This window comes from Vibrio sp. L3-7 (genome assembly GCF_963898195.1).
Lineage (GTDB): Bacteria > Pseudomonadota > Gammaproteobacteria > Enterobacterales > Vibrionaceae > Vibrio > Vibrio echinoideorum.
This window is the reverse complement of sequence record NZ_CAWQUW010000015.1, coordinates 67,690-81,775: the sequence shown is the minus strand read 5'-3', so window position 1 is coordinate 81,775 and position 14,086 is coordinate 67,690. Positions and strand designations below refer to the sequence as shown.

The window sequence follows — 14,086 nt, the reverse complement described above, 5'->3', positions numbered from 1 at the left end:
CAACAAAGAGCCCTTCAAACAGCCCCTCGAGCCATCAACCCAGTGCTCACCGAACCATTCAAAACCTCCAGTCGAAAGACCTAACAAGGGGACATTTCTATTTGGGACAAATGAGGACATTTTAAAATGGGATTGACAGAGTATGAGCTTGTAAGCCCCAGATAGTAATGTCACTATTTTCTAAAGCTATTCTTTTCATCGTTTCCCGTTAAACCCTTAATACAACTGGCACCTCAAGCATATTGAGTTCACCAGCATTCTCTAAACGCTCTTTTAACCCAATCATGATTCGTTTATACAAAGCCAATTAACGAGAACATTTGTTCCGTCTGTCTGCTTAGATCTTTTTTGTACTCATGATTAACCGCGCTGTGTGCGAACCTTATGGCATTGCTGTCGTTTTTTTTTCAGATTTCACACACGCCACTGTCGACGTTGAGAAACACTTAGCTCACTCACTACCTCTTTATAGTAATTATCAAAAATAAATACGCCAATAGGTAAAGGTACTACCCCAGAGTGCATCTTGTGGATGTTCATTGTCAGTTGTGGCGACAAATTGCTATCGCAGAATCCAGCGATATATCTATGTCACGAAGCTCTTCAAGCAAAGCCTTTTTAATTTTATTTTGGTTACAACGATATTTTAGATAAAGTGCTAACTGTCCGAATAACAAGGCTACAGCAGCTGATAGCAGACCAATTATCAGCTTTTCATTAACCAAAAAGTAATTTGTATCCATTCAATTATCTCACATTCATCTTCACAGCTTTTACTCGCGATCAGGCAGGTGAATTCAGAATTCATCTGCCTAGCCCTATTCATAGCAATTAATTATATACATCAACCCTATCTATAACAGTGATTTAAATCATTAGCTGTGAAACTAGATGCTAATCACTCAATCTCTTATGGTGGGCATTAAAAGCTCACTTCTACAAGTGAAGACTGGAGTAAATTATTGACGTGTCTTGAAGCGCTTTAGTGTGGTATTGCCTCTGACCACTCGCCCATTTCTAAGCGTGTAGCCTTTCATTAACTAGCAATTTTGCTTTCTACCTTTGAACTTATAACCTTTCTTAGCCATTGGAATCCTCCAATTTCCGTATCCGTTGATCTTGGTCTTGTTGCACTCGCTTTATCCAGTTGATGTCCGTTTTCAAGGCTTGAGACTCAACCTGTAATCAGTGCTACGACAAACCAATAAGGGTTTGGGATGCTCTGCAGTGCCTTGAAGCTTTGTTCGACATATGGCGTGTAATTGAGAATTAAAGACAAAATGAGTGGTACGAGCGCTCTCATAAACACAAAGTGTTTCGATAAAATTTAGCTCTAAAAGTGACACTGCAACATAACTGCCCTCCACTTTAATTGATGAACAGTAACAGTGGCCTCGTGAGTCGTTATCACAGCTAACCATAAAACTTACACACCACTCTGATTACAACAAACCGAGCCACTTTAAATTTAACTGTATAAATATACAGTTAAATTATTACCCCCGTAAAAACCGCACTTACTGAGCAAATAACATTCAAAATCAAGGCTCTGCGTTCGAATTTTAAACTTACATTTGGTTAAATGAATCTCTTTACTGTATAACCTGAGCTCTGCGTTAGTTCTAGGTATACCGATTCCACCTAAGGCGATACTCAAATAGAATCTTCGATTGCGCCAACTCTAAGGCATTGCGCATTACATTCGAATCACATGTACGGGTTAGTATCATGAGCGACAAAGCATTCCGAAAACTCAACATATTCCTTTCGATTTTTTGCCTAGCAATCACGCTAGTGTCGTTGATCTCTTTTAATACGCTCATGAATAAGAGCTACGTAATTACACCAGACAAATACCCTACACGCGTTAACACAGACAGAGACCACGATGGTGGCACCGTAGGCTCATTACATAAGCTAGAAGATGGAATTGAGTTACAGTGTGACTTTGAGCGAACCTATAGCTTGCCCTTCTGTGAAATTGAATTCGTTATATCGACACAAGGTAAAGGGCTCGATCTCTCTACGTTCGATTCGGTCACCATTAATATGGATTACCAAGGCCAAGAAGACCCAAGGTTTCGCTTCTACATTCGTAATTACGACAAAAATTACAGCGTGAAAGGCGATGCTATGTCGAACAAGTTCAATCGCTTAGACTTCTCGTTACCAGATAAAAACCACATCGACTTAAACTACTTCAACGTCCCGTTTTGGTGGATTGATCATTACAACCAACCTATTACTAGTAGCGCGGTAGACATTACAAACGCGGTGTCTGTTGAGCTTGGGCTCGGAGCCAGCACGCTTGATGGCCACCATTCAATTAAGATCTCGAGCATTGTTTTCCACGGTAAAATCATCAGCAAAGCTTTGTTAGGTGAACTCTTAATTGGATTATGGGTGACCTATGCCATCTGTTATGTGGGTTGTGCGTTACACATCGCACAGCGAAGCAAAACGCACGCAGCAGAGCAACAACGCTATTTAACCCAAGAAATTGAAGAGTTAAAGGTAAAGGCCACAACCGATCCGTTGACCGGATGTAGAAACCGAACCGAAGCGTTAGATACCTTCTATGACTTCGAATGGCTGGCGCAACAAGGAAAAACGATTCACATCTCGTTGTTTGATTTAGACCATTTTAAGCAGATCAATGATCAACATGGCCATGAAGTGGGTGACAAAGTACTTATTCAGTTTGTCGCAACGGCTAACGAGAGCCTTGGTGAGCAGTACTTGCTTTATCGCTGGGGTGGTGAGGAGTTTCTACTCGTTTGCCTTGAACAAACTGCGCTACAGTGTAACGAATCTATCGATAATTTTTACCTAGCAATGGACCAAAGCCCTTGGCCTAAAGCGCTTAAAGTAACGACTTCGACCGGAGTAACACAGCTTAAGGAGCATGAATCGATACGTACTGCCATCAAACGTGCAGACAAAGCGCTCTACCAAGCGAAAGACAACGGACGAAACCAAGTCGTTACGTTTTATTAAGCCTCGCTAGACTGGACTGCAGTTACACATTCAACTCTCGGCCAATACTCAATCAACTATCTGCTAATGCTCAATCAGCACGCCATTAATACCCTGTCGATATCTACTCTCCACTTAAGCACCCGTTAGATTCTTAAGTGCTGACCAAACAAGCCCATAAGCTTTGCTGTCTCATCAGAACTTAAATCGATTCGTATGCCTATAAGCGCGCTCTCGCCATCTGCAATAACACCGTTTGCTATAACACCATCTGTAATAACGTCATCGATAGCATTCTCAGGTTGATACGTATCGTTCCTGAATCGCTCTATAAACAGCTCTTCCGTACGCCTCTAAGCTTCCTAAGCACTTGTTTTAAAAGTCCACATATTGGCTAGTAAAGCGCGCTTTGACCAGTGGTTAGTCACTCGCGGTAACGGTTTTGAACATTACCGTCGTCACTTATCTCGCACTGTTCTTAGATGAAATCCTCATTTGTCTGCTTCTGAACATTCATGCACTCGTATCCGCTAAAAATAGAGGTCACAACGTCACTAGCCTTAAAAAACGGCATATATTTAACCACTTAGACGTGGTGACATAAATACTGACACCTAAAATGGCGATTGTTTTACTTTCAGATCTTGCTGTAATTTAATTACAACCCAAAGCCAAGAAAAGCCTGAAAAGTGGATTACTCCGACGTAACTGACTGAATATACGGTATTTAAGGGTTTTTGGCAGATCGGTATTTAGGGTAACTAAAGAGTTCTGATGTACGAGATAATATACCAGAGGGTAATATATTTAGTTATAGTGCACTAAGGTGTTAAAAAAGAAGGGCTGATGCCCTACTCTTCTTTATTACTCATTTCTTCACGAATTTGCTCAGCAACAATTTTGATGGCTTGTCCTGTGCTGATGCCCTGGGTCATCATTTCTTGAATTCGTTCAACAGCTTTCTGTTGTTCTTCGTGAGAAAGGGTTGGTAAGTCGTTTAGCATGCTCTGCTCCTTTATTTAGGAGCAGAACTATATAAGGACTGTTAGTAACTAGCAAGGAAATTGATTGAAGCACCCATTGCATTTTCGTTTGTGTAGTTCGCACTTAGATCTAACTGGAACAAGTTGAGTGGCGAGATACCAATACCGGCTGTGACTGTTCCTTCCGAATCAGAGTAAGCCAGGTTCTTGTAGTACCCTCCCCTTAACTTAAGCTGACGTAGAAGATCGACTTCGGTACCAACACGAATCATCTGTTCGTTATCAGCAAACGAAGTAAACTTCTCAGTCTCATTCAAATCGTAATCGACACTGAACGTAAAGTAGTCAGACACGATACCAGCACCCACAGTGTAAACTGGTTCAAGTTGATAAGTGTATTTACCGCCAACTTGATGTGTCGCACTACTTGTGCTGCTGTTTAACGTTTTAGTCGTATCTTTGGTTTCGATGTCTCGAGAGATCAAATTAGTTGCCGCAATACCCACTCGGAATGGGCCGAAGAACCAAAGCGCTCCAGCATCCATGTTGAATGCCGTCTCACCATCACTGTTCTCTCTTACATCAGATAAGTCGTAATCATCAACCGATGCAACATAGTTGTACGTGTAAATACGTTGGATTTTAGGTGTGATACCAAATGAGATGTGTTGGCCCATAAAAGTTTGGTATTTTGCTAGAGAAAGGCCGACTTCTGCGACACCGATTGAAACTGCTTCAACGGTAGACAGCTCAACTTTATCTTCATCCGAACCAGTTGTGTAAACGTTAGGTGTCGCGAATGATTCTGTGTAGGCTTTAGCGAAAAGGTTTGCCGCGATAAATTGATTAGGAAGAGCAAAGGCTACAACGCCACCCAGTTCAACATTGGCTTGGTTGCCGTCTAGTTTATTAAGAGCAGCATCTAACTCAGCTGTATTTGACGCATCAACGACACTATCGATGTTCGATTTCATATCGTTAGGGTCATTATAACTACCGCCAAAACTTGGCGTGATCATGCCCATATCATCGTTACGACGATAAATAGCTACCAATGCTGGGTTATAGAATGGAGCGGTTAGGAAGTTTGCTGAAACAACACCAACACCGCCCATCGCATCGCCACGCGCTTCAATGGCGTAGTTTGCTGCTGAAAGAGGAAGACTGGCGAATGCAATTGACGCTGCGAGTAGTTTATTAGTTTTTTTCATGCCGTTTATCTTTGTTAGATCCCTTACATAGTTAACGGCACAATTTTAAATTACTTTAACTCTTCTTCGCTAGAAATATCATAAGTTTTACTGATAGTTTGTGCTTGTTCTATCGCTATGTCACCTTGCCAACGTGAATGCACCATTGAAACGGCTAATACATAACGATCATTAGGCAATTCTTCACCCGTCAAACTCATCGGATAATCAGATTCATAGCTCTTACCCCACACCTTTTCATAGTGTTCGTCTATATAATCGTACAAACCAACTTCTAACTTAGGCAGTGGACAATAAGGATTAAGCAGTTCTTTTTTATCAATTAGCCATGTATCTTTTGATGCCCAACGAACTTGCTGACGCATGACGATCTCACCAAGGATAATCCAAGTACTCCAAGAGTTACCCCCATCGCTTTTAACATTTAAGCGATATAAACCAGAATCAAGCTGAGACGTCAAATTGTAACGCTTATGGTAAAGGCTAGCAGAAGTGTTGTTGACGAGCTCATCGTCTTTAGAGAATTCACTATCAGACGAAACGACCTTATCGACCCACTTTTCAAAGGTGATATCTTGAATGTTGTTTTTAGACTCAACATCAATCGCGACGCGGAAAGTATCTCGGCCTGGGCTCTGAATGATGTGTCTTTTGACAACCACTGAGCTGATCCAATCCGGTAAGGTCTTTTTGGTGAGGGTTTTACCGCAATCTTTGTTCAATGCTTGATGGAACAGTTCATTGAGGTGATCTTCTCGAGACTGAGAAGAGTTAATTTGCCAAACTTCCACTAATGAATCAAACATCTGAGATAAATCGTTATCCAATAGATGTTTATGAACTTGGGTTAAAGCATCGCTACTCTTAAACCAATCTGCAGCCTGCGCCGTATTGAAAACGCTCGACAGCATTAGTAGTGGAAGTAAGGCTTTTTTCATTACGCTTTCATCTTATAACCGACGCCGCGCAGCGTTTCGATTTCTAGACCTGGAAGCTTCTGTCTTAATTGCAGAACGTGAGTATCTACAGTACGTGTTGTTGGGAAGTGGTTGTAACCCCAAACGTGGTCAAGCAGTTCATCACGAGTGAATACGCGGCCGAGGTTGCTTGCCAAGAACAATAATAAATCGAATTCAGTACGTGTTAGCGTGACTTCTAGTTCATTGAAAAACACTTCACGTGTCGCTTTATCTATGACAAGATTTTGAGCCATAACTTTTGATGCATCTTGCCCTTCAGAATCCGGTAGGCGAAGTTGAGCACGAATTCGAGCAAAAAGTTCAGCCTCTGCAAATGGCTTAGTGAGATAATCGTTCGCACCTGAATCTAGGCCCGCTACTTTATCTTTTACTGTTACGAGAGCCGTCAGCAAAATAACCGGGATATCTTTCTTTTTCTTCCAGCTTGGAAGTGAATCTACTGAGTCACCATCAGGAAGTTGACGATCTAGAATGACTAGATCCGCTTGCTCCCAATAGCCTTCAACTTCAGAGATCAGCTCTGCATGCAAACATTCATATCCAGCTTGCTCAAGGCTAACTAATAAACCGTCAGCTAAATTTTTATCATCTTCAACGAGAAGCAATGTCTGTTTCACAAGGTATCTCCAAAATAAATGTTGTTGGGGGGCCTATAAGCGTCATGTGACCGCCCATTTTTCCGACCATAGATTCCACTATCGTCAGACCTAAACCGAGTCCACTCTTACTTACGAATGGCTTTCTTAGTTGTCCCCAATCTTTGCGGGATAAGTCTCCATTATCTATAACTTTGAATGTCAGCTTCTTGTCAGAAGTATTCAGTTCTAGTATCACTGGAGCAACACCGTATTTCACGGCATTTCTGATTAGGTTGTCGATACACGTTCCTAACCAATATACGTTCACTTTTGCAGCAATGTCTTTATTCACACGCAGTTCAATTCCTGGTGCGAAATCTTCTTCAACTTTGTATTGCAGCCACTCTTCTACGCTTGGCACCCACTCTGTCGCTAATGGTTGGTTATCCGACTGCAAATAGTCTTTACTCGCTTCTGCTAGTTGTCTTAAACGGCGAGTGTCTTCACATAATCGACGAAACTCATCATATACCGTTTCCGGTAGCTGTTCGAACTCACGTCTAAAGCCTTCAACAGTCAGTGACAAACTTGCAATCGGTGTTCTTAGTTCATGCGTTAGGATTTGAAGCACAAGCATGCGGCTTTTCATCTCTTGCTTCTTACTATTCCAACGGTAAACCGCCCAACCCAAGACAAGCAAGATGTTAGCTATCACCAAGATAAACATGGCGATTTGAAGAAGCTCGGAATGGTCTTCTATCTCCCAACACACGTTACCGCGTTGGACAAAACAACTGTTACCTTCTGACGATAAGCTGAACGATAAGCCGGCAAGTGTCGCGTTTTCGTTCCAAACTGGCTCTTTATACAAATAGTATCGATCGCCGCGTTTGACCCACATTTCATCTAGTTCAACAAACATACTCGCACCGGCTAGCAGCGCCGTGATGGCTTCATTGTCCATTTGTTGTAAACGAGAGAGCAGTTCGTCATGCTCAGTGTTTGGGCGCTCTTGGATATGCATAAAACGCTTTAAAGAGTCGAACTTGTCTGGGTACTTCTCAACGTACCTTGCAGCATATGAACCACCACCCGGATGAATCAAACCACTACGGCTAAACCAACGATCGGAAAGCTTGGTTCCTTTACACAGTGCTCGAGTAAAAACCAAAGGCTCTGTTATTAAAGGACTTAATGGTAATTTTCCGCTACAGGTTTTTGATAACTGGTATAAGCGTTGGATGTCTTTTAATGGATATTCTGCTGTTTGTGGCAGCATCGAAGACGGCATGATCAAACGAGTCGGATAATCAGCTTGAAGCAGTCGAATATCATAAGATTCAACCGCCGTTTCATGATCAAAGAGTTTGGTAAAGTTATCGATACGCTCAGGCAGAGAATCAGCAAACGCGTTTACTGAGACCGATAACGTAGCAATAAGAAGAGTAAATGTTCTTTTGATGATCACAAACCAACGCAAATTCATATAGATCAATCAAATATATACCATTCCCTATCAAAGATAAATTTTTAACCGCATGAAAAATAGTGTTGATTACCAGTGACAACGATTGCGCTGTTGGATTCTGGAAAATATAACGGATACATTTGTCCCATACATACAAATAGTAGCTCTGGGCTCCAGATAGGTAAACTGGATCTCTAGAGAGATAAGCAATGGCACTTAATAGAGAAACAAGTGCTTCATAAACAAAAAAGGAGCTCAAATGAGCTCCTTAGTATTGCAAGGTGTTTAGCCTTTATAGATGCTCTAAGATACCCAAGCAACTCTGTTTAGCATCACCAAACAGCATCTGCGTGTTATCTTTAAAGAACAATGGGTTTTGCACACCTGCATAACCCGTGTTCATAGAGCGTTTGAACACGACAACGTTTTGAGCATTCCAAACTTCCAACACTGGCATTCCTGCAATTGGGCTATTTGGATCTTCTAATGCTGCGGGGTTCACGGTGTCATTTGCACCAATAACCAATACAGTATCTGTCTCATTGAAGTCATCATTGAGCTCGTCCATTTCAAGAACGATATCGTATGGTACTTTTGCTTCAGCGAGGAGTACGTTCATGTGACCCGGTAATCGACCCGCAACTGGGTGGATACCAAAACGAACGTTGATACCTTGCGCTCTTAGTTTTTCAGTGATTTCATGCACTGGGTATTGAGCTTGAGCTACTGCCATGCCGTACCCTGGAGTGATGATCACTGACTTAGAGTTCTTAAGCATGTCCGCCACATCTTCAGCCGATGTTTCGCGGTGCTCACCCTGTTCTTCATCACTGTCAGAAACAACGACTTCTTGGCCAAACCCACCAGCGATAACGCTAATGAACGACCGATTCATCGCTTTACACATGATGTACGACAGAATTGCACCTGACGAGCCAACCAACGCACCCGTTACGATCAACAGGTCGTTTGCAAGCATGAAGCCTGCTGCTGCTGCTGCCCAACCTGAGTAAGAGTTCAGCATTGAAACAACCACTGGCATATCTGCACCGCCAATCGATGCCACTAGGTGGTAACCGAATGCGAATGCGATAAGTGTCATCAGCATAAGAGCAAACATGCTGCCATCAGCTTTAACGAACATAATCATTAGCAATGTAGAAGCAACGATAGCCGCTAGGTTCCACTTGTGCTTATGGGGGATGTTCAATGCAGACGATGAAATAACACCGCGTAGCTTAGCAAATGCCACAATGGAACCGGTGAATGTAACCGCACCAATGAACACACCAAGGAACACTTCAACCAAGTGGATAACATGCTCTGCATGCGTTGCAGCTACTGGGGCATCAATGTAACTGTTGTAACCAACAAGTACCGCAGCCATACCTACGAAGCTATGCAGAATTGCCACCAGCTCAGGCATTTCCGTCATTTCTACTTTTTTAGCAAAGTGAATGCCAATACCGCCACCGATCACCATTGCAATGATGATCCAAACAATACCTGCTGAGTGAGGGCCAAAGATCGTCGCGATCAATGCGATTGCCATACCTGTAATACCGTAATAGTTACCTGCACGTGCAGATTCCTGTTTCGATAATCCAGCTAAGCTCATGATAAAGAATACAGCAGCAACAATATAAGCTGCTTGTACTAATCCTTCAGACATCTGTTACTCCTTAGTCTTTACGGAACATTTCAAGCATACGTTTGGTCACGGTAAAGCCACCAAAGATATTGATACTTGCAATTAATACGGCAATAAATGATAAGAACGTGACAACGCCACTTCCTTGTCCTATTTGTAACAGTGCACCTACCACAATAATCCCTGAAATCGCGTTCGTCACCGACATCAAAGGAGTATGCAGAGAATGACTTACATTCCAAACTACGTAATAACCCACCACACAAGCGAGAACAAAAACGGTAAAGTGAGATAAGAACGCAGCAGGAGCAACCGAAGCTATCCAAGCAAAAGCACCAACGGCAACTGCCATGCCAGCCGCTTTCTTAATTGGAGAGACAGGTTCTTGAACTTTTGGTTCAGGTCTCACCGCTTTCGGCTTAGCTTGTTGTTGTGGTTGAGCTGACACTTGAATTGGTGGAGCTGGCCAAGTTATCTCGCCTTCTTTAACTACTGTTACACCACGCAGTACAACATCTTCAAAGTCGATATTGATGTTGCCGTCTTTCTCTTTGCAAAGCAATTTCAGTAGATTAACCAAGTTAGTTGCGTACAGCTGAGATGACTGGGTCGGCAATCGACCTACCATATCGGTGTAACCGACAACTTTCACACCATTCGCGGTTGTGATTACTTGGTCTGCAACCGTGTATTCACAGTTACCGCCATTGGCAGCCGCAAGATCCACAATCACGCTACCTGCGCTCATGCTGTCTACCATATCTTTGGTAATCAGTTTAGGTGCAGGACGCCCTGGGATAAGAGCCGTAGTAATGATGATATCGACATCTTTCGCTTGAGCCGCGTAAAGTTCTTCAGCTTTCTTGTTGAATGCTTCAGACATCTCTTTTGCGTAGCCATCACCAGCGCTTGTATCTTCCTTGAAATCCACTTCCAAGAATTCAGCGCCCATAGACTCTACTTGTTCTTTCACTTCAGGACGAACGTCGAATGAACGAACAATCGCACCTAAACTACCCGCAGCACCAATCGCCGCTAGGCCAGCAACACCCGCACCGGCAACCAATACTTTAGCTGGTGGAACTTTACCTGCTGCCGTAATTTGACCTGTGAAGAATCGACCAAACTCATGCGCCGCTTCGACAACAGCACGGTAACCCGCGATGTTTGCCATAGAACTTAACGCATCTAACGCTTGAGCTCTCGAAATACGAGGTACAGAATCCATCGCCATCACATTGATGTTACGAGTGGACAGTTGTTCCATTAATTCCGGGTTTTGAGCAGGCCAAATAAAGCTGACCAATGTAGCGCCATCTTTTAGTAATTCGATTTCATTTTTCGTATCGTCAACGATTGGAGCGTTAACTTTAAAGATAATATCGGATTTCCAAGCTTCATCTGCGGTAACAACTTTTGCTCCAGCTTGTTCATAAGCTGTATCGTCAAAACTTGCTAACGCACCTGCTTGTGATTCAACACAAACTTCAAACCCTAATTTTAGAAGCTGTTCTACCGATTTCGGTGAAGCAGCGACTCGCGTTTCACCTGCGAGTGTTTCTCTTGGTACACCAATTTGCATAGCGATTCCTTGACTATTGGCACAATGACTTATTCGTTTGTATCTAACGACAACTAATACTTCAAGCGTTTTGTTCAAAGAACAGGAAAAGTTATTACTTATAACGATTTAGTTGAGTTTTAAGCACTTCATTTCAACAAATGATGGCCTTCTCGAACAAAGAGGTCAAACCACTCACCAATAATCCTTTTAATAACAACCTACTAGCTGTTCTTTATCCCTAAAACTAAAAAGAGCTTTCAGCATATACACTGAAAGCTCTCTAAATGATGACCAACATCAATTCTAACCCTAATTGGTTAGCTAAATATATTGTCGCCCATTTGGTCAATGAACATCTGCGATTTTTTGAGCATCAATCCATTGGCGTCTTCTTTGTTTGAAACAACATCAGAACGAATAAAACGATGCGTTTTGATTTCACCGTCGATCTCTTTCTCAATTCGCCCAGCAACACGGTACTGACCAGATTCTGCAATGGCGTCTTGGTAAATATTGAATCCTTTATATTCCACAGGCTCAATGTCTACTTTTTGTTCGGTTTTGTCTTTGCCACCAAATAATCTAGAAAAGAATCCCACGTTTTTTACTCCTTAAATAATCGTACTGACCTTAAACTATCACGACTATTTGCCGTTCAACAATGGCTTTTCATACCATTGCAATTCTACGTCATCATCAAAATTGTGTTGACTAAAGATAACCGGCATATTGTCCTTACGATCACGTCTTCGATCGTCAATGATCATGCTCTCTGCATTTTTAACCGCGATCTCACTATTTCGTTTATAGAGCACCAATTTGTCTTCTGGTAGCGCAGCAAGAAAGTCGATATCAAAACGAATATAAATAGGTTTTAACTGACCTAACGCCAAACAAGCAAGATCAGCTAACTGTTCGTTGGTATAACTAGACACATATTCCTCGGTAATCAAAACATGACCAACGAGTGTTTCCATATAGTTATGTACATCCACACTAATTTGCATACTACACCTCCGTTTGTAGTGTTCGGTAATGTTGCTCTTTACTCTTAACAACTTACCATGACCAACCGCTTATTGATGTTAACGACTTACGTTTTGTTAAGTATCTATAACGACTAATTAATTTCTCATATATACTGTGTAGTTCGTTCTATGGTTAATAGCAACTCAAATACATATAAATGTGGTTGCACCAATAGCGACCTATGACCATGTTTTTGCTCTAATTTACGCAAAAAGCTTGGCAATCGCTTGTTTAACCGTATCCTACGTATAAAATTAAATTATAAGATCATCAGTACACTTAGGCTCACCACATAAATGGCATTTTCTTTTGTAACGTCGAGCTTGTTTCGATTTTGCTTTCCCTTACTTCTATTAGCAATGTTACTCGTAGGTATGAACAACGTCATTCTTGTGACGAGTTCAAACTTAGGGTTTGCTAGCAACCTCCCATATATTTTGTTGAGTGTTGCCGTTCTGTTATGTCACACATTCAGACAGGGTCGTATGGCAATGGTATCTTTTACCATGCTTGTCGCGTACCTAATCATCCAAATTCGTTTGCAAACGCCACTCAATACTGGCACCACTTTATTAGAACTTTCTCTGCTTGCTACCTTGCTTCCTGTTACCTGTTTGTTGGTATACGCATTTCCCGACAATGGCGTTAACTCAAAGTCGATGTTCTTGTATGCGTTAGTAGTGGTGCTGTTTATGGTTTGGGCACAGCTTATCGTTTCTCACTTCCATGCCGGAGGTTTCGAATCATGGAGCGAAGGTGTGTTGTTTACGGTAAGAGATTTTTCTAAGCTGCCATTTGTTCTTGTTTTGTATAGCCTCTGCTTATTAGGCTTAACGGCAATTTTAGTTCTGGTCTATAACCGCTCTATCGATGTTGTGGTTTATAGCGCGATCTTGCTTGGCTCATGTACTTTCATCTTTTTTGATGTGCAATACATCTCAAGCACTATGTTTTCTTTGTCTGGGACGTTAATAATCATCTATGTGATGTCAGCAAGCCACGATATGGCCTTTAATGACCAACTGACTAATATTCCAGGCCGACACGCTTTAGAAGTTGATATGAAGCACTTAGGGCGAAAATACTCGATGGCGATGGTCGATATTGATCACTTCAAGAAATTTAATGATACCTACGGCCATGATATTGGCGATGATGTTCTCAAGTTAGTCGCACGCCTTATCACAGAAACTGGCGGAGGTGCTCGCGCCTATCGCTACGGTGGTGAGGAATTCACTATCATCTTCAAAGGTAAGCGCACTGAACAAGCAAAAGAACACCTACAGACGTTAATCTCTGAGATTCAGAATTACGACATGATTATTCGCAATACTCTCGATCGTCCTGATGACCATGAAGCCGGTATGAAAAAGCGTGGCCAGAGTAGCAATCCTACTAAAGTGGTGAATGTGACGGTAAGTATTGGACTGTCTGATAGTACGACTACTAAACAACCTGAAGAGGTTTTGAAGCTTGCTGATAATGCACTTTACAAAGCCAAGGAAACAGGCCGAAACAAGCTGTGTGTTAGTCGCTAGAAGCGTCAATAGCTGCTGTAGCTATCAACTATCAACTATCAACTATCAATGACTAAAAGACTCAATAGCTTTAAGTATCCATAACTAGTTACTAATAACCAGTAAACA

The 14,086-nt window shown here is 42.0% G+C and carries 12 protein-coding genes; 2 read left to right on the top strand and 10 right to left on the bottom strand.

What is annotated here, in order from left to right; all coding sequences use genetic code 11:
• Positions 1-542: 542 nt before the first annotated feature.
• Entirely contained in the window at positions 543-743 is a 201-nt protein-coding gene (locus AACW75_RS12975; protein WP_145571792.1) for a hypothetical protein, read from the bottom strand.
• Positions 744-1,689: 946 nt separating this feature from the next.
• On the opposite strand from AACW75_RS12975, the gene AACW75_RS12970 reads away from it, so the two are divergent.
• A complete protein-coding gene (locus AACW75_RS12970; protein ID WP_145571791.1) occupies positions 1,690-2,997 on the top strand; it encodes a GGDEF domain-containing protein in 1,308 nt (435 codons plus the stop codon).
• A gap of 830 nt (positions 2,998-3,827) precedes the next feature.
• Here the strand turns inward: AACW75_RS12970 and AACW75_RS12965 are convergent.
• The 9 genes from AACW75_RS12965 to AACW75_RS12925 all read right to left on the bottom strand — a co-directional run bounded on the left by AACW75_RS12965 (position 3,828) and on the right by AACW75_RS12925 (position 12,418).
• Complete coding sequence (locus AACW75_RS12965) at positions 3,828-3,980, bottom strand: YoaH family protein (RefSeq protein ID WP_017073513.1); 153 nt, start codon at positions 3,978-3,980, stop codon at positions 3,828-3,830.
• A gap of 41 nt (positions 3,981-4,021) precedes the next feature.
• On the bottom strand, positions 4,022-5,170 hold the full coding sequence (locus AACW75_RS12960; protein WP_145571789.1) for a conjugal transfer protein TraF: 1,149 nt from the start codon (positions 5,168-5,170) through the stop codon (positions 4,022-4,024).
• A gap of 50 nt (positions 5,171-5,220) precedes the next feature.
• The gene (locus tag AACW75_RS12955) at positions 5,221-6,108 is read right to left on the bottom strand and encodes a DUF2861 family protein (protein ID WP_017073511.1); all 888 of its coding nucleotides are present in this window, start codon (positions 6,106-6,108) and stop codon (positions 5,221-5,223) included.
• A complete protein-coding gene (gene vxrB / locus AACW75_RS12950) occupies positions 6,108-6,767 on the bottom strand; it encodes a response regulator transcription factor VxrB (RefSeq protein WP_017073510.1) in 660 nt (219 codons plus the stop codon). Before vxrB ends, AACW75_RS12955 begins: the two co-directional genes overlap by 1 nt.
• Positions 6,742-8,214 carry a sensor histidine kinase VxrA gene (gene vxrA / locus AACW75_RS12945; protein WP_017073509.1) on the bottom strand — a complete coding sequence of 491 codons (1,473 nt, stop codon included), beginning with the start codon at positions 8,212-8,214 and terminating at the stop codon, positions 6,742-6,744. The genes vxrB and vxrA overlap by 26 nt, the downstream gene beginning before the upstream one ends.
• A 274-nt stretch (positions 8,215-8,488) precedes the next feature.
• On the bottom strand, positions 8,489-9,868 hold the full coding sequence (gene pntB, locus AACW75_RS12940; protein ID WP_135458695.1) for a Re/Si-specific NAD(P)(+) transhydrogenase subunit beta: 1,380 nt from the start codon (positions 9,866-9,868) through the stop codon (positions 8,489-8,491).
• 10 nt (positions 9,869-9,878) lie between these two features.
• Positions 9,879-11,429: a Re/Si-specific NAD(P)(+) transhydrogenase subunit alpha gene (pntA, locus tag AACW75_RS12935; RefSeq protein ID WP_145571787.1), complete on the bottom strand. Its 1,551-nt coding sequence runs from the start codon at positions 11,427-11,429 to the stop codon at positions 9,879-9,881.
• A 299-nt stretch (positions 11,430-11,728) separates the two neighbouring features.
• A complete protein-coding gene (locus AACW75_RS12930; protein WP_145571785.1) occupies positions 11,729-12,010 on the bottom strand; it encodes an HlyU family transcriptional regulator in 282 nt (93 codons plus the stop codon).
• 45 nt (positions 12,011-12,055) lie between these two features.
• The gene (locus AACW75_RS12925) at positions 12,056-12,418 is read right to left on the bottom strand and encodes a late competence development ComFB family protein (protein WP_135458691.1); all 363 of its coding nucleotides are present in this window, start codon (positions 12,416-12,418) and stop codon (positions 12,056-12,058) included.
• A 318-nt stretch (positions 12,419-12,736) separates the two neighbouring features.
• Between AACW75_RS12925 and AACW75_RS12920 the strand changes: the two genes are divergently transcribed.
• Complete coding sequence (locus AACW75_RS12920; protein WP_135458689.1) at positions 12,737-13,978, top strand: GGDEF domain-containing protein; 1,242 nt, start codon at positions 12,737-12,739, stop codon at positions 13,976-13,978.
• The last annotated feature ends 108 nt before the right edge of the window (positions 13,979-14,086 follow it).